This window comes from Dactylosporangium sp. NPDC005555, from assembly GCF_040605635.1.
In the GTDB taxonomy this organism is placed as follows: domain Bacteria; phylum Actinomycetota; class Actinomycetes; order Mycobacteriales; family Micromonosporaceae; genus Dactylosporangium.
On sequence record NZ_JBEXDG010000008.1, the window covers coordinates 121397 to 135854 of the forward strand.

Annotated in this window: 17 protein-coding genes; 7 read left to right on the top strand and 10 right to left on the bottom strand. The window is 73.2% G+C overall.

Going from position 1 to position 14458, the window contains the following annotated elements:
• Window position 1: 1 nt before the first annotated feature.
• Both ABZS58_RS11870 and ABZS58_RS11875 read right to left on the bottom strand, forming a co-directional pair.
• Window positions 2-487: a GNAT family N-acetyltransferase gene (locus tag ABZS58_RS11870; RefSeq protein WP_354780341.1), complete on the bottom strand. Its 486-nt coding sequence runs from the start codon at window positions 485-487 to the stop codon at window positions 2-4.
• A 191-nt stretch (window positions 488-678) separates the two neighbouring features.
• Window positions 679-1659, bottom strand: coding sequence for a DMT family transporter (locus tag ABZS58_RS11875; RefSeq protein ID WP_354780343.1), 981 nt, complete (start codon window positions 1657-1659; stop codon window positions 679-681).
• Between the two features lie 73 nt (window positions 1660-1732).
• On the opposite strand from ABZS58_RS11875, the gene ABZS58_RS11880 reads away from it, so the two are divergent.
• From ABZS58_RS11880 to ABZS58_RS11890, 3 genes are all read left to right on the top strand, one after another.
• Window positions 1733-2659 (top strand): LysR family transcriptional regulator, encoded by a 927-nt coding sequence (locus tag ABZS58_RS11880; RefSeq protein ID WP_354780345.1) that lies wholly within the window; start codon window positions 1733-1735, stop codon window positions 2657-2659.
• Between the two features lie 31 nt (window positions 2660-2690).
• Window positions 2691-3539 carry a TIGR03620 family F420-dependent LLM class oxidoreductase gene (locus ABZS58_RS11885; protein ID WP_354780347.1) on the top strand — a complete coding sequence of 283 codons (849 nt, stop codon included), beginning with the start codon at window positions 2691-2693 and terminating at the stop codon, window positions 3537-3539.
• Window positions 3540-3603: 64 nt separating this feature from the next.
• Window positions 3604-4083, top strand: a complete 480-nt coding sequence (locus tag ABZS58_RS11890) for a hypothetical protein (protein WP_354780349.1) — start codon at window positions 3604-3606, stop codon at window positions 4081-4083.
• Between the two features lie 155 nt (window positions 4084-4238).
• On the opposite strand, the gene ABZS58_RS11895 is transcribed toward ABZS58_RS11890, so the two are convergent.
• From ABZS58_RS11895 to ABZS58_RS11910, 4 genes are all read right to left on the bottom strand, one after another.
• Window positions 4239-5366 carry an NAD(P)/FAD-dependent oxidoreductase gene (locus ABZS58_RS11895; protein WP_354780351.1) on the bottom strand — a complete coding sequence of 376 codons (1128 nt, stop codon included), beginning with the start codon at window positions 5364-5366 and terminating at the stop codon, window positions 4239-4241.
• A gap of 219 nt (window positions 5367-5585) precedes the next feature.
• A complete protein-coding gene (locus ABZS58_RS11900; protein ID WP_354780352.1) occupies window positions 5586-7268 on the bottom strand; it encodes an FAD-dependent oxidoreductase in 1683 nt (560 codons plus the stop codon).
• Window positions 7269-7501: 233 nt separating this feature from the next.
• Window positions 7502-8242, bottom strand: a complete 741-nt coding sequence (locus ABZS58_RS11905; RefSeq protein ID WP_354780354.1) for an SDR family NAD(P)-dependent oxidoreductase — start codon at window positions 8240-8242, stop codon at window positions 7502-7504.
• Complete coding sequence (locus ABZS58_RS11910) at window positions 8239-9177, bottom strand: AraC family transcriptional regulator (RefSeq protein ID WP_354780356.1); 939 nt, start codon at window positions 9175-9177, stop codon at window positions 8239-8241. The genes ABZS58_RS11905 and ABZS58_RS11910 overlap by 4 nt, the downstream gene beginning before the upstream one ends.
• A gap of 259 nt (window positions 9178-9436) precedes the next feature.
• Between ABZS58_RS11910 and ABZS58_RS11915 the strand changes: the two genes are divergently transcribed.
• The 3 genes from ABZS58_RS11915 (at window position 9437) to ABZS58_RS11925 (ending at window position 10666) form a co-directional block, all read left to right on the top strand.
• Window positions 9437-9859, top strand: a complete 423-nt coding sequence (locus tag ABZS58_RS11915) for a hypothetical protein (RefSeq protein WP_354780358.1) — start codon at window positions 9437-9439, stop codon at window positions 9857-9859.
• Between the two features lie 98 nt (window positions 9860-9957).
• A complete protein-coding gene (locus ABZS58_RS11920; RefSeq protein WP_354780360.1) occupies window positions 9958-10197 on the top strand; it encodes a hypothetical protein in 240 nt (79 codons plus the stop codon).
• Between the two features lie 67 nt (window positions 10198-10264).
• Window positions 10265-10666, top strand: coding sequence for a hypothetical protein (locus ABZS58_RS11925; RefSeq protein WP_354780362.1), 402 nt, complete (start codon window positions 10265-10267; stop codon window positions 10664-10666).
• Here ABZS58_RS11925 and ABZS58_RS11930 read toward each other — a convergent pair.
• From ABZS58_RS11930 to ABZS58_RS11945, 4 genes are all read right to left on the bottom strand, one after another.
• Window positions 10653-11870, bottom strand: coding sequence for a M48 family metallopeptidase (locus tag ABZS58_RS11930; RefSeq protein WP_354780364.1), 1218 nt, complete (start codon window positions 11868-11870; stop codon window positions 10653-10655). The genes ABZS58_RS11925 and ABZS58_RS11930 overlap by 14 nt on opposite strands.
• Window positions 11871-12034: 164 nt before the next feature.
• Window positions 12035-12676 (bottom strand): RraA family protein, encoded by a 642-nt coding sequence (locus tag ABZS58_RS11935; protein WP_354780366.1) that lies wholly within the window; start codon window positions 12674-12676, stop codon window positions 12035-12037.
• Window positions 12677-12723: 47 nt separating this feature from the next.
• Window positions 12724-12888 carry a hypothetical protein gene (locus ABZS58_RS11940; RefSeq protein WP_354780368.1) on the bottom strand — a complete coding sequence of 55 codons (165 nt, stop codon included), beginning with the start codon at window positions 12886-12888 and terminating at the stop codon, window positions 12724-12726.
• 48 nt (window positions 12889-12936) lie between these two features.
• Window positions 12937-13836 (bottom strand): alpha/beta hydrolase, encoded by a 900-nt coding sequence (locus ABZS58_RS11945; protein WP_354780370.1) that lies wholly within the window; start codon window positions 13834-13836, stop codon window positions 12937-12939.
• Between the two features lie 41 nt (window positions 13837-13877).
• Here ABZS58_RS11945 and ABZS58_RS11950 point away from each other — a divergent pair, with 41 nt between their 5' ends.
• Complete coding sequence (locus ABZS58_RS11950; RefSeq protein ID WP_354780372.1) at window positions 13878-14456, top strand: TetR/AcrR family transcriptional regulator; 579 nt, start codon at window positions 13878-13880, stop codon at window positions 14454-14456.
• Window positions 14457-14458 lie beyond the last annotated feature (2 nt).

Here is a 14458-nt window from a genome sequence, read left to right on the forward strand (position 1 = left end):
GTCATGCCAGGGCTCGGTAGGAGCTCGGTAGGACCTTCTGGAAGCAGTTGGAGAAGGTCATCGCCTCGTACGGCGGGAAGATCGGAATCCGGGTGTAGCCGGTCTTCACGTAGAGCCGGACCGCGTCGGGCTGGCGGTCGCCGGTCTGCAGGATGATCCGCGGGGCGCCGAGCCGGACCGCGGCGGCCTCGACGGCGGTGAGGAGGGCGGCGGCGACGCCGGTGCCACGGTGGGACGGGGCGACGTACATGCGCTTGAGCTCCAGGTCGGGGCCGAGCCTGCGCAGCGCCGCGTGCCCGACCGGCAGACGCCCCTCGGCGAACGCCACCGCCGTGTAGACGACGGTGTCGGCCTCGACCTGCGGACGGGTGGCGAATCGGTCAGCGTAGCGCAGCCGCATCTCGGCGGTCATCGCCGAGCGGAGCGCGACCGCCGCGGGATCGTCCCAGTCGACACCGTCGACCCGGATCACGAGATCAAGCGTCATAATCATAGTTTACCCATAGGATTGCAAGGGAAAAGGCTGGCGCAGTGCCGGGAAAAGCGGACCGCCCGTCACCGAAGGTGGTCCACTGTGGAGCATCGCCGGCGTGTGCGGTGCCCCTCGCCGTGGCCACCGGTGCGTGGGAGCGCCGCCGCCGCGGGAGCGCGGCTCACCGCGCACCGACCACACCGGCGTCACGCCACGCCGACAACCTCGGCGTCCCGGCCGTCGAGCGGGTCCCGGCGGCCGCCCGCCGCCGTCGTCGGTGCGGAGGCCGGCGAGCGGCGCAGCTGCAGGGCGGCGACGCAGGCCAGGACCAGGGCACCGCCGGCCAGCTGGAGCGGGGTGAGGGACTCGCCGAGGGTCAGCGCGGCGAGTCCCGCGGTGACGACCGGCTCGAACGTCGACAGGATCGCGGCGGTCGACGGGCCGGTGCGCCGCAGGCCGGCGAAGAACGTCAGCATCGCCGCCGCCGTCGACACGACCGCGATGCAGCCCAGCCAGAACCACGCGGCAGGGCCGAAGCTCAGGTCGACGCCGCCGGACAGGACGGACCGGACGCCGAAGCTGCCGGCGGCGCCGGTCATCACCAGCGCGCAGAGCAGGATCGGCGGCAGCCGGTGCACCACCGTGTCGGCGACCAGGATGTAGACGGTGTAGACGACCGCCGTGCCGAACCCCAGCAGCGCGCCGAGGGCGTCGAAGCTCGCGCCGCCGGCGCCGACCAGGACCAGCAGCGTCCCGCCCGACGCGGCCAGCAGCGCCACGCCGCGGCCCGTGGTGAGCCGCTCCCGGCCGATCAGGACCGCCGCGACGGTGACCAGGACCGGGTAGGTGTAGAGGATCAGCGCCAGCAGCGACGCGTCCATCCGCTCCAGCGCGGCGAAGTAGAAGCCCGACTGCAGGGCATAGCCGACGGCGCCGAGCCCGACCGCGGTGGCGAGCACCCTGCCCCGGCCCGCTCCAGCAGCGGTTTCGGCAGTTGTACGACTGTCGCCCGTCCTTCGCCGCAGCTCCGGCCGGACGAGCAGGACCAGCCACAGCAGCGCGGCGGCCAGCCCGAACCGCGCGAGCAGCAGCGCCTCCAGCGAGACGCCCGCGTCGTAGGCGAACTTCCCGAAGATGCCGAGCGCGCCGAAGCACGCCGCGGAGACCAGACACAGCAGCGGACCCATGCGATGCAGCTTCGGATACGGGAAGCTCCGGGTCCAGCGACGAATCATGGAGCGGATTCGTTAGGATTCCCGCATGGTCGACCTGGACCTGCGCCGCCTGCGGTTCCTGCGCGAGTTCGAGGAGCGCGGCACCCTCGCCGCGGTCGCCACGGCGCTCGGCTACAGTCCGTCGACGGTCTCCCAGCAGCTGGCCCTCCTCGAGAGGGACGCCGGCACGCCGCTGCTGGAGAAGGCCGGCCGCGGCGTACGGCTCAACGACGCCGGACGGCTCCTGGCCCAGCACGCGCGGGTCCTGCTGACGGCCGCCGAAGCGGCGGAGGCCGACCTGGCCGCGCTCGGCGGCGACATCCGTGGCACCGTCCGCGCAGGCGCCCTGCAGTCCGCGGCCCGGCGCCTGCTGGTGCCCGCCGTGGCCCGCATGCAGGCCGAGCATCCGCGGGTCCGCCCGGAGATCTCCGAGCTCGAGCTCGAGCAGGCCCTGCCCTTCCTGCGGCTCGGCACGGTGGACCTGGTCATCGGCGACGAGTACGACGGCCACCCGCGCCCCCGCCCGGCCGGGATGCGCTTCACCGTCCTGCTGGAGGAGCCGCTGCAGGTGGTGCTCCCGGCCGCGCACCCCCTCGCGCGCCCGGGCGGCCCCGTCGCGATCGCGATGCTGCGGTCCGACGTGTGGGCCGCCTCCGCGGAGGGCACCGGCCACCATGCGATGGTCGTCGGCACGTGCCGTGTCCTCGGCGGATACGAGCCGGACCTGCGCCACCGCTCCAGCGACGCCGACGTGCAGCTCGAACTCGTCCGCGCCGCCGGCGCCGTCGCCCTGCTGCCGTCGCTCACACTGCCGTCCGCCGACCCGGCGATCGCGGTCCGCGACCTCGCCGAGGCGACATTGCAACGTCGTCTCGTCGCCGTCACCCGCGACACCCCGCCGTCGCCCGCCCTGACCGCCTTCCTGACCGCCGTCACCGACCAGGTGCCGCTGGTCCTCTCCGCCCGTCCGTGAACGTGCCTGTCCACACCGTAGGAGGAAGAACATGAGCTGGAGCCAACGACTCGGCACCGTCGGCGTGTGGCGTGGTGTCACCGCCGTCGATCCTGCGATGGCCAGGACGATCGAGGATCTCGGATACGGCGCCGTCTGGCTCGGCGGCTCCCCGGGCTCCGACCTGCGGCCCGCCGAGGCCCTGCTCGACGGCACCAACCGGATCACCGTGGCCACCGGCATCGTGAACATCTGGTCGTCCGACCCGGCCGAGCTCGCCGAGTCGTATCACCGCATCCAGGCCGGACACCCCGGGCGGCTGCTGCTCGGCATCGGGTCCGGGCACCGCGAGGCCAACGCGGGCCGCACGCGCCCGGTCGAGGCGATGGCACGCTACCTCGACGTCCTCGACGGGCGGGGCGTGCCCGCCGAGCACCGGGTGCTGTCGGCGCTCGGGCCCCGCATGCTCGCCCTGGCCGCCGGGCGCAGTGCCGGCACCCACCCGTACCTCACCGTCGCGGCGCAGACCCGGGAGGCGAGGACCGCGCTCGGCCCGGACGCGCTGGTCGCACCCGAGCAGACCGTCGTGCTGGACGCCGACCCGGAAGCGGCGCGACGCAGCGCCCGGGCCTTCCTCACCCGCTACCTGAGCCTGGTGAACTACACCAGCACCATGCACCGCGCCGGCTTCACCGCCGAGGACACCGCCGGCGAGGGCAGCGACCACCTCGTCGACCGGATCGTCGCGCACGGCGACGCCGCGGTCCTGGCCGCGGCCGTCCGCGCGCACCTCGACGCCGGCGCCGACCACGTGTGCGTCCAGGTCCAGCCCGCCGACAGCGACGTCGTCCCCGCGTTGACCGCCATCGCCCACGAACTCCACCTGCGGCCGAGCCCGTAGCCGGCGTGCCCCTGACCCGTCGCCCGCGGGTCTACAGTGGACCGGTGGACACTCGGGTGATGCCGTGACCGGGGATGCCCCGTCGCCGCACCGTTGGTGGTGGCTGGTCGCCACGGTGGTGGTGTCCGTCGGTCTGTGCGCCGGATACGGGCACCTGCAAGGCAACCGGCGGCAGCTCACCGAGGCGCAGATCGTCGGCACCTGGTGCAGCGCCGAGGGCGGCGAGTTCGCCTTCGGCGCCGACCGCACCTTCACCGCCGGCAACCTGCTCGGCGCGGTCATGCGCCCGGCGGTCGACACCGACACCCGCAGCAGCGGCGCGGGCACCTGGCGGCTCGCCGTCGCGTTGTCCGACCGGCACGGCCCGCCGACCGAGGTGCACCTCGGCTTCCGCACGCTCAACGGCAGACCCGCCGCGTACACCAACAACCTGATCTCGGTCCTGCGCCACGACCGCCTGGTGCTCCTCTACACCGTCGGCGACCCGGACAACGGCGCGGAATACCAGTTCCAGCGCTCGGGCACCCCCTTCTGCCCATCATGACGAGCGGAGGACCGCACGGATCACGACCGGGTCGACGACCGGCCGGATGCGGTGCCACCGCACGTTGCATCGGCACACCGGGACGGAGAGGACGCGTGACGGAAATTCTGTAATCGGTGCCTGTCCGGGCACGCCCGGCGGTGGGGCCGGGAGGGTCAGCCGGCGTACGCCGCGAACCGGTCGAGCAGGCTCTGCGGCGCGGTGTCGTCGAAGCAGAGCGCCAGGTTGTCGGCGGCGTCCCGGGCGCCCTCGGCGCTGCGCGGGAAGAGTTCCCGCTCGTACGCCGTCAGGGCGGCCTCCACGTCGCCGGGGTGCGTGGCGATCGCCCGGCCCAGCGAGGCGCCGTCGAGCATGGCCAGGTTGGCGCCCTCGCCGGCGAACGGGGACATGAGGTGCGCGGCGTCGCCGAGCAGGGTCACGCCGGGGACGCGGTCCCAGCGGTGCTCGACCGGCAGGGCGTTGATGGCGCGGGGGACCAGCGGCCCGTCCGCCTCGGTGATGAGGGCCCGCAGCTCGGGCGCCCAGTCGGCGAACCGCTCGAGCAGGACGGCCTTCGCCTTGCCCGGGTCGGCGAGGTCCACAGTGGATACCCAGTCGGAAGGGACTCTGAGCGCGCAGTAGATGTGCAGGCTGCCGTCGGGCTCGCGGTGGGCGAGGAACCCCTTGCCGGGGCCGAGCGCGAAGAGCATCCCGGCGCCGACGACCGCGGCGGGCCCCGGGTGGCGGGTGTCGGCGTCGTGCAGGTCGACCTCGACGAACGACACCCCGGAATACGCGGGTGTGGCGTCGGACAGCAGCGGGCGGATCCGTGACCAGGCACCGTCGGCGCCGACCAGTACATCAGCGACCTCGGCCTGACCGTCGGCGAAGGTCAGCTCGTGCCGCCCGTCGCCGAGCGCGCGGACCCCGGTGACCTTGCTTCCCCAGCGGATGGCGCCGTCGGGCAGCGAGTCGAGCAGGAGCTGCCGCAACCGGCCCCGGTCGACCTCCGGACGGCCGCCGTCGCCGTCGTCGGCGTCCTCCCGGCGGACGGTGTTGTGCCGGTCGAGGATGCGGGTGGCCTCGCCGCCGGCGTGGATGATCGCCTGGAACCGCTCGAAGAGGCCGGCTTCGCGCAGCGCGACCTGACCGTTGGATTCGTGGATGTCGAGCATGCCGCCCTGGGTGCGGGCGGACGGCGATTCGTCCAGCTCGTAGATGGTGGCGGGGATACCGTGGACGTGCAGGACCCGGGCCAGGGTCAGTCCGCCGAGCCCGGCTCCCACGATGCTGATGGTGTCCATGAACGCTCCTCGTGAGTGTGAAACCCTACGTGACGGACACAACCGGGTCGACCGTGGCGAACCGCTCCCCGAACACCCACGTCTCGATCATGTCCCGGCTGACCGTCGGCCGGTTTCATCGGCACCATGTGGCCCGCGTCGACGACCGTGACCTGGGTCAGGTCGCCCAGCGACGTGACGAAGAGGCTGTCGTCGGCGCTCATGGTGTGGTCCTTCACGTCAGGGGCCGTAGCTGTACCGGTCGCTCGCCTGCGTCATCGGATTGTTCGGGAACAGGCCGCCCTGCCCGGCGACCCGCTGCGCGACGGCGGCCGCCGCGTTGACCCCGGTCTGCAGGGCGCCCTCGATCCAGCCGCCGCACCAGCCGACGCTGTCGCCGGCGAGGTAGATACCGGCCGGGGACCGGTCCAGGAACTGGTGGTAGAGGTTCGCGTTCTCCGTGTCCTGGCCCGGATAGTTGAGCTTGAACGCGCCGTAGTACTGCTGTTCCATCTGCCAGTCGATCATCGTGGTCTTCTCCGGGACGATCTGCTCCCGCAGGGCCCGCACGAACTGCGGCGACCCAGGGGTGAGCGAGTCGAGCAGGGTGTCGAGCCGCTGCCGCGCGTTCCGCAGCGCGATGTACTTCGTGGAGTCGTCGCCCCAGGAGTAGCTGATCAGCACGACCCCGTAGTCGCTGTCGGGGTAGTCCAGGCAGTACAGGCCGCGGCAAAGGCCGTCCGTCTGGATGTTCTGCGGCAGGTCGGTGCCCTTCCAGAACTTCTTCTTCGTGAGCACGAACAGCTTCGAGGAGTTCATCAGGTGGATCTCGCGCAGCGCGGTGCCGGTGGCGCTGGGCAGCAGCCACTCGGGGGAGCTGCTGATCCCCATGTCCACCTCCATCGCGCGGGTGGTGGTCGCCACGACGACCGCGTCGAACCGCGCCTGCTCCGGCCCGGTCGTCGACGGTGGCTGGAACGTGACCGTCGGCCGGTCACCGGTCTGCGCGACGCCGGTCACCTTGGTGCGGAACTGGATCTGCGAATTCCGCAGCCGCTGCACGAAACCGTCGGCGATACCGCCGAGACCCGACGGATAGAACTGCTGATCCGTCTCGAGCCCGTTCACGACGAGCCGCGCGATCTCCGCGAAGTTCACCTGGTACAGCGGGCCGAAACCGCCGGAGCCGAGGCCGAGCGCGCCGAACAACGCGAAGTCCTGCGCGGTCCACTGTTTCGTGTTCCACCGGCCGGGGTTCTCGACGAACGCCTGCACGAGCCCTTGGTAGAACGAGATCTGGCTGTAGCCCTGCTCCGGCCCGGCCGGGGTCGACGGGTAGATCAGGCTCTGCCAGTTGTCCTGCGCGACCGGGAAACGGGCCGGGTCGGCCAGATTGTTCCCGACGTGCTGCATCCAGTACCCGGCGAGCGCGTCCCAGCCGGCGCTGACGTTGTCGAAGATGGCCGGCGCCTTGAGCCCGGCCGCCCAGTCGTAGGTCTTGTTCTGGAAGATGATGCCGGTGTTCACTTTCCCGGGGTCGGGGAACTGCCCGTACGGTTTGATCCCGAACTGCGCGGCGTAGTGGTTGAACAGCTGCTCCGACGGCGGGACACGCATCGCGCCCATCTCGAAGATCGCCGGGTCCCCGGGCACCGGGTGGAGCGACCGCACCCGCCCACCGGCCCGCTCGGACGCCTCGTAGATCGTGACCTTCGCACCCTGCTGGTCCAGCAGGTACGCCGCCGCGAGGCCGGCCATCCCGGCGCCGACGACCGCGACGGACCTGCCGGACAGCGACCCGGCCGGGCCGAGCCGCCCGCCGTTCGCCTCGAGGTAGCCGGTGTGGTCGTACAGGACGTCGACGAACGTCCGCTGCACGTTCTGGTTGGTCTCCGAGGACCGGTTCGTGGTGAAGAATGGCATCTGTCCGCTCCGCTCTGCGAGTGCGCTGCGCACGACGAGGCCCCGGCACCGTGCGTGGCGCCGGAGTCGGACTGGACCTGCGGATTCGGCCACGCGCATCACATCGACACGCTGCTGGAGGCTTCGTCGATCGTATTGCCGAGGAACCCCCGCTGAGCTGCGAGTTCAGCATTTTGCACCGATGCCGCCACGCATGACCGGGTCGCGAGCGGGTAACGCCCGGTCCCGCCAGGTCAGGTGTTGCGCAGGATGCGGTAGCCGAGGGCCGGTGACAGGCGCATGATCGGCGGGAGGAGCCTGGACCGGCCGATGAGGATGTCGTCGGAGCCGCGGCGCAGGCCGTCGACGATCGCGGTGGCGGCCTCGGCGGCGGTCATCTTCCGGTCGCCGCGGCCCCGGGTCATGTCGGTGTCGACGAGGGCCATGACGGCGTCGACGACGTGGACGTGCGGGGCGTCGTCCTGGCACTGGTACCGCAGCGCGCGGGTGAAGGCACGGACCGCGGCCTTGGTGGCGCAGTACACCGGGGCGGAGCGCTTCGGCGCCAGGGCGAGGCCGGTGGTGATGTTGACGATCGCGGCGGACGGCCGGCGGCGCAGGTGCGGCAGCAGCCCGGTGGAGAGGGCGACGACCGCGTCGAGGTTGACGGCGACCTCCCGGCGCAGGACGGGCCGTAGGTCCCGCGGGTCCTCGGCGAGGAAGTCGGTCAGCGTCTGCACCGCCGCGTTGTTGACGAGCACCGACAGGTCGGGGTGCTGCTCGGTGACCTGGTCGGCGAGCGCGGCGACGGCATCGGGGTCGGCGAGGTCGGCCGGCCACACGGCGACCCGGTCGCTCCGCATGGCGGCGAGGGCGTCCCGGTCGCGGCCGACGGCCACCACCCGGGCGCCGAGCGCGACCGCCTGCCGGGTCAGCTCCCGGCCGATGCCGCGGGTCGCTCCGGTGATCAGGATCGTCCGGTCTGACACGTTCATCGCTGCGTCTCCTGTACTGAACGGGCGAACGCCGACCGGTAGGCGGCGGGGGTCATCGCGGTGCGCCGGCGGAACTCGCGGGTGAAGTGCGGCTGGTCGGCGTAGCCGCTGGCGAAGCCGACGACGCCGAGCGCGTGCCGGCTGTCGATGAGCAGGCCCGCGGCGGCGTCGGCGCGGGCGGCCGCGAGCAGCGCGGTGAAGCCGCCCTCGGGCCGCAGCCGCCGTTGCGCGCCGCGCGGCGACAGGGCGAGTTCGGCGGCGAGGTCCCGCAGCGTCCACCGGCGGGCGAGGTCCCCGGCCAGCACGCTCCGCGCCTGCCCTGCCGGGTCGGCAGCGGCCTCCGTCGCCTCCGAGCCCCCCGAGGCCTCCGTCGCCTCCGTCGCCTCCGTGACCCCGGAGGCGACGGAGGTCCAGGTGAAGTGCCACCGGTCGGTGGCCGCCGGCGGCGCGACGAACGTCCCGTCGGCGAACACGACCCGCCCGCCGAGTGTCACGGACAGGCCGCGGACCCCGATCGCTGTCAGCAGCGCCGTCAGTACACCCACCACCAACGCGTCCTCGGCGGGCGTCGGCGGCTCGGAAGGCGGCCCGACGTGCGACGCGGCGAGGGTGCCGGCGCCGGCCGCGTCGACGACGACCCGGTGCCGGGAGTGCACGAACCGCTCGAGGCGCGCCCAGCGGGCGAACAGGTCAGGCGGGCCGTCGGCGGCGGCGAGCGCCGAGATCGCCGGGTCCGGCGGCAGCCGCGGCAGGATCAGGCCGACCCGCAGCAGCGGCAGCAGCCCGTGCGCGGCGGCGACGTCGCCGAGCAGCCGGCGTTTCACGGCAAGCGGGACCAGCGCGCCGCCCGGCGCCGGCGCGTCGACGGTGATGCCGTCGTCGGCGAGCGCCCGCAGCACCGCGGCGACCAGCACCCCGCTCGCGAACTCATCCATGCCAGGAACGGTAGGCGGCCGCGGGGCCGCTGTATTGAACGATCGCGCCAGGCTGTGCGGCGCAGGGTGGTGCCGGCCCGGTCGACGGCCCCCGGCAGCGGGGCGCCCCGACCGGCCGTCAGGTCCGCGAGGCGGAGGTCGGCCCGGCGCGCCCGCTCGGGGGATGAGCACCGCCCGCCGGCGCACCGTCGGGGAAATGCCGTGGCCGGCCGGACGGGTGCAGGCCTACCCTGACCGGAGCGCTGAGGAGGTGGTCCGGGTGGCGCGCAGGAGCCCGCAGGAGAAGAAGGCGCTGAGCTACGCCAAGGACCGCCGCAACGACTACGGCGAGCACGACAAGAGCTCCCGCAAGAGCATCCGCCGCAACAAGCGCGCCCCGAACCGCGCCGACCGGCACCGCGAGCGCCAGGTGCTCGCCGCCGCCACCGGCCGCGACGTGTCCGACGCCGCGGACCGGGTCGAGGTGAAGCTCCTGACGAAGAAGTCGCTGTGGGTGACGTCCCGCTGGCGCAAGTGGCGCGACGCCCCGCTCGCCGACATCGTGACGGACAAGCTGCGCCGCCGCATGCGGCTCGGCATCATCGACCAGGCCACCGCCGAGGCCCGCATCGACCGCGTCCGGCGCGCCCGGGATCGCGTCGGCCGGCCGGTCACCCGGGTGTCGCCGCCAGCAGCTCCATGAGCAGCGCGTCATGCGGCGCCGCACCGACACGGCCGGCCTCACGCTCGACACCACCGGCGCAACCTCGGCGCTGCGGTTCGTCCCGTAAGGTCGCCGCCGTGGACGGATGGCTCGCGGTGCTGGACGAACTGCTCGGGACGCCGTTGCCCGTCCATGCTGATGTGCATCACGTCGATCTGCGCAGGAGCGAGGACTTCGAGGACGCCGGCGTGCGCGAGGCGTGCATCGAGCAGCGGTACGCCGAGTTCGAGGCGGACCGGGACCGCTTCGCGTGGGCCGTGACCGCCCGGTATGCCGGGTGGGAATCCCGACTACCCGGTGGATCCCTGTTCCCCTGACCCCAGCGATGCACCGGGTTGTCGCGGGTGGATCGGGGTGGTTGCGGGTGCCGGGTACGGTTCGGCGATGAGTCGCTGGGCCTGGGTGCGATGTGCGGTGGCGCTGGCCGCGACGCTGGGGATCGCGGTGCCGGCGGCCGGGGTGAGCGTCCTGCGCGGGGACGCGTACCTGTTCTTCGTGCTGATGGTGGGGCTGTCCGCCGGGCCGGCGTGGCTGTACGCGTGGCTGATCCGGACCCCGGCCATGTCGATCGTCGTCGGGATCGCGTACGTGCTGATCGACGTCGTCCTGCCGATCCCCGGCTACCGGGAGGCGTTCGTGACGGGTGCGGGCGCCGGTGGCTGGATGCTGTGGTACGACGCGCTGCTCGGCATCCCGCTCGCGTGGCTGTCGTTCCTCGGCGGGTGGGGCATCGACGCACTGGTCCGGTACGGTGCACGACCGCCGGGTGGGCTCAACCGTTTCTGAGGTCGCGCACCAGCCGGCGGTACATCGGCCGCAGCTCGACATCGGTCGCCGCGGACTCGGCGGGGTCGGACGGCAGGACCACGGGCGCCTCGGTGAGCGTCTCGATGCGCCGGCCGAGTGGTGGCGTGACCGCGAACGGTGACGCGGTGCGGGCCACGTCGGCGTCGCACCGCTCGGGCAGCGAGGGTGCGTTCTTCGCCAGTACAGCGGCGGCGAGGGCGGGCCAGGCGGCGACGACCGCCTCGGGTTCGTCGCGCCGGACGGCACCCGAGCGGTCACCGGCGCGGGCGTCGCGGCGCAGGACCGTCACCATCGACTCGGCGAGCAGCCGCGTGGCGAGGACCGCCCGGACCTGCGGCGTGCCGGCCACGGCGGCGGCCCGGTCGTCCGCCGCGAGGACCGCCCGGAACGCGTCGGGCTGCAGCAGCGTCAGGTAGCCGAGGTGCACCAGCCCGAAGACGCCCTGCAGGAGTGCGATGAACGGGCGGACGAGGCCCTCGACGAGGTTCATGGACGACTGGGCCTTGCCGACCTGCTGGCCGGGGTTCGCCTGGATCATCTTGACGACGTCGTCGTTGCGCCCGGTGCGCAGGTGTTTGTCCGCGCCGGGTTCGAGCATGGCGACCACGGTCGCGAGGGTGCGCTCGACGGTGCCGGTGAGCGCGGCGCGGCTCGGGTCGCCGCCACCGAACCGGGCCAGCTCCACGGCCACCAGCGCGGTGCGCTGCGCGGGGTCGAGCACCGCCCACAGCGGGGCGCCGATGCGCAGATACCGGCGGCGCAGGAACCCGGCGAGGCCCGACTCGGCGGCGAACTGGTCGTCCACCACCACGACGTGCGGCGGCGGCACGCCCAGCGCGGCGGCGACCCGGTCGGCGAGCGCGTACAGCGCGGGTGCGTCGGCGCGCCGCACGGTGACGGCGTCGCGGGGCAGGGCGGACGGCCGGGGCAGGGCCAGCACGCCGAAGAGGAGCAGCACGGCGCCCGGCAGCAGCGCCACGCTGGGGAACCGCACCGTGCACAGCCAGGCGCCGCACACCAGGGTCGCGACGGCCGCGACCTGCACGGCGACGGCGACGGCCACGGTGGCGGCCCGGCGCGGGCGGCTCGGCGCGGCTTCCGCACGGACCTGACGGTGGGCCCGCCGGCGCAGCCGCACGTCGAGCCATCGCCAGCCGATGATGCCGTCCACGCTGCCCGTCATGTGTGCATTATCTGTCTTGCCCGGCCTGACCGCAGTCCGGTCTGACCGCAGTCCGGTCTGACCGCAGTCCGGTCTGACCGCAGTCCGGTCTGACCGCAGCCCGGGCGGTCGCGGGCCGGGCGGTCGCGGGCCGGGCTGTCGCGCCGCGAGACCTGCGGTGCCCGTCAGACGGTGAATCGCAGCGGCGCCGGGTGCTCGTCCAGGTTGAGCACGTCCGCGAGGGTCGCGCCGGTGGCGAGGCGCTCCGCGACACGGGCCTCGGTCGCCATCACCTCGGCGGCGGCGGTGAGGCGGGCGACGGCGTCGGCCGGGTCGAGGACCACGATCCCGTCGTGGTCGGCGATGACGATGTCGCCCTGGTGGACCACGACACCGCCGCAGCTGACCGTTTCGCCGGGCACGCCCGGACGGATCGTGGTCCCGGCTCTCGGCGTGACGTGACGGCTGTAGACCGGCAGCTCGCACGTGGACACGAAGCGCATGTCGCGGTAGCCGCCGTCGACGATGATGCCGGCCAGGCCCTTGTTCAGCGCGACACGGGCGAACAGCTCGCCGGCGAGGGCGGTCTCGCGGCCGGCGCCGTCGACGACCAGTACGTCACCCGCCGCCGCCTGCTCGAGGGCCTGGATGACGGCGAGGAAGTCGTCGCGGCAGCGGACGGTGCGCGCGGGCCCGCACACGACCGGGTTCGCCGACCGGCACCGCAGCGCGGCGGACATGACGCGGATGCCGGGGGTGGCGTCGCACAGCGCGGTCGTGTCGACGTCGGCCGCCAGGCGGCGGATCGTGGCCAGGTGCTCCGTCATGCGGGAAACCTTCCTCAGTGCGGGATCCGCGGGTTGGTCCCGGTGTGTCACCGCTGCCCCGGCGCGTGCAGCGCCGCGAGCAGGTCGGCGTAGCCGGCCGGAGTGCCGATGCGGCCGTCGGGGTCGAGGTCCGGGTCGACGCACCCGGACGCCGCGAGCGACGGCCGCAGCCCGAGATTCGACGGCGCGTCCAGCACCGTGGTCGCTCGCATCGCCACAGCCTAATCATGGGCGGCGACGAGCACGATCGAGCCGGTCGGTCAGGTGCTCAGCCGCACCTGCGCGGACATCTGCTCGACCAGTGACCCCCACATGTGCGGCGGCAGGTTGTGCCCCATGCGCGGGTAGGTGACCAGGCGCGACCCACGGACCTTGCGATGCAGTGCCCTGGGTCCGCTCGGCCGCACCATCGGGTCGCATTCGCCGTACACGATCAGGGTGGGCACGGCGATCCGGCTGACGTCGAGCGTCTGCCTGGTCGCCCGGCCCGCCGCGAGCTGGCGCCGCTCCGCCGCCGGGTCGAACGGCCGCCGGTCGTAGCAGCGTTCGGCGACCTCCCGGGCCCACGGCTCGTCGAAGCTGCCCTCGGGTGAGGCCACGAGGCGGAACACGTCGACCAGACGCTGGACCTGTCCTTCGCGGTCGTCGGTGTACCGCCGGCCGCCCATCTTGAACGCCGGGCCGAGCCTGATGTGGCGCAGTGCGGTGAGACTGGCCGAGGCCGGCATCGTCATCATGGCGGTGACGCTGCGGACCCGCCGCGGATGCCACACGGCCAGCATCTGGCAGATCGCGCTGCCCATGGAGGCGCCGGCGACGTGTGCCGAGCTCCAGCCGAGCGCGTCCATGACCGCCAGGGCGTCGTCGGTGAACGCCACCGCGGAGTACGGCGGTCTGCCACCGCCGAGCAGTGCCTGCCACCACTTCTGCCGGCCGGCGGTGTCGTCGGGCCCGCCGAAGTGCGTCGACAGGCCGGAGTCGCGGTTGTCGAAGCGCGCGACGTGGAAGCCGGCGGCGGCGAGGGCCTCGCAGAGCCCGTCGGGCCAGAGCAGCATCTGGTGCCCGAGTCCCATGATCAGCAGCAGCGGCTCGCCGCCCTCCTCGCCGAACGTCTCGTAGGCGAGCTCCACGTCGCCGTTGCGGGCTATCTTGACCGTCATGTGGCACCTCCCCGTTTCCGATACGACTGTATCATAAAAGCATGCCGAAGATAGTCGACCAGGACGCCCGCCGGCGGCACATCGCCGACACGGTGGTGCGGATCATCGGCACCCGCGGGATCGAGGCCGCCACCGTGCGCGTCGTCGCCGCCGAGGCCGGCGTCTCCGCGGGCGCCGTCCAGCGCTGCTTCGCGACCCGCGCGGAACTGCTGCGGTTCGTGCTGCAGTACATCAACATCCGCTTCACCGGACGGGTCGCCGCCCGGATGGCCCAGCAGCCCGACCCCACCGACGAGTCCGTCGGCCTGCGCGTCGTCATCGACGAGATGCTGCCCCTGGACGACGAGCGCCGCCTCACGTCCGCGGCGACCCTCGCGCTGCTCGCCTACAGCGCCACCGAACCCCAGGCCGCCGAGGTCATGCGCTCCGCGTACACCGGCGCGCACACCTTCTTCAGGCGAGCCTTCACCGAGGAGTCGGCGATCGGCCTGTACGCCGTGATCAGCGGCCTCCAGGGCCCCCTCATGCTCGGCGCGATCACCCCCGGCCAGGCCTGGTCCGTCGTGGACGCCACCATCTCCGCCGCCACTGTGCGACGGCCCGCCGCCCGGTCAGAATGAGG

Excerpts from the sequence above, each read along its gene's own strand:
- ABZS58_RS11870 (WP_354780341.1), bottom strand. The coding sequence starts at position 487 with ATGACGCTTGATCTCGTGATCCGGGTCGACGGTGTCGACTGGGACGAT.
- ABZS58_RS11875 (WP_354780343.1), bottom strand. The coding sequence starts at position 1,659 with ATGGGTCCGCTGCTGTGTCTGGTCTCCGCGGCGTGCTTCGGCGCGCTC.
- ABZS58_RS11880 (WP_354780345.1), top strand. The coding sequence starts at position 1,733 with ATGGTCGACCTGGACCTGCGCCGCCTGCGGTTCCTGCGCGAGTTCGAG.
- ABZS58_RS11885 (WP_354780347.1), top strand. The coding sequence starts at position 2,691 with ATGAGCTGGAGCCAACGACTCGGCACCGTCGGCGTGTGGCGTGGTGTC.
- ABZS58_RS11895 (WP_354780351.1), bottom strand. The coding sequence starts at position 5,366 with ATGGACACCATCAGCATCGTGGGAGCCGGGCTCGGCGGACTGACCCTG.
- ABZS58_RS11900 (WP_354780352.1), bottom strand. The coding sequence starts at position 7,268 with ATGCCATTCTTCACCACGAACCGGTCCTCGGAGACCAACCAGAACGTG.
- ABZS58_RS11905 (WP_354780354.1), bottom strand. The coding sequence starts at position 8,242 with ATGAACGTGTCAGACCGGACGATCCTGATCACCGGAGCGACCCGCGGC.
- ABZS58_RS11910 (WP_354780356.1), bottom strand. The coding sequence starts at position 9,177 with ATGGATGAGTTCGCGAGCGGGGTGCTGGTCGCCGCGGTGCTGCGGGCG.
- ABZS58_RS11925 (WP_354780362.1), top strand. The coding sequence starts at position 10,265 with ATGAGTCGCTGGGCCTGGGTGCGATGTGCGGTGGCGCTGGCCGCGACG.
- ABZS58_RS11930 (WP_354780364.1), bottom strand. The coding sequence starts at position 11,870 with ATGACGGGCAGCGTGGACGGCATCATCGGCTGGCGATGGCTCGACGTG.
- ABZS58_RS11935 (WP_354780366.1), bottom strand. The coding sequence starts at position 12,676 with ATGACGGAGCACCTGGCCACGATCCGCCGCCTGGCGGCCGACGTCGAC.
- ABZS58_RS11940 (WP_354780368.1), bottom strand. The coding sequence starts at position 12,888 with ATGCGAGCGACCACGGTGCTGGACGCGCCGTCGAATCTCGGGCTGCGG.
- ABZS58_RS11945 (WP_354780370.1), bottom strand. The coding sequence starts at position 13,836 with ATGACGGTCAAGATAGCCCGCAACGGCGACGTGGAGCTCGCCTACGAG.
- ABZS58_RS11950 (WP_354780372.1), top strand. The coding sequence starts at position 13,878 with ATGCCGAAGATAGTCGACCAGGACGCCCGCCGGCGGCACATCGCCGAC.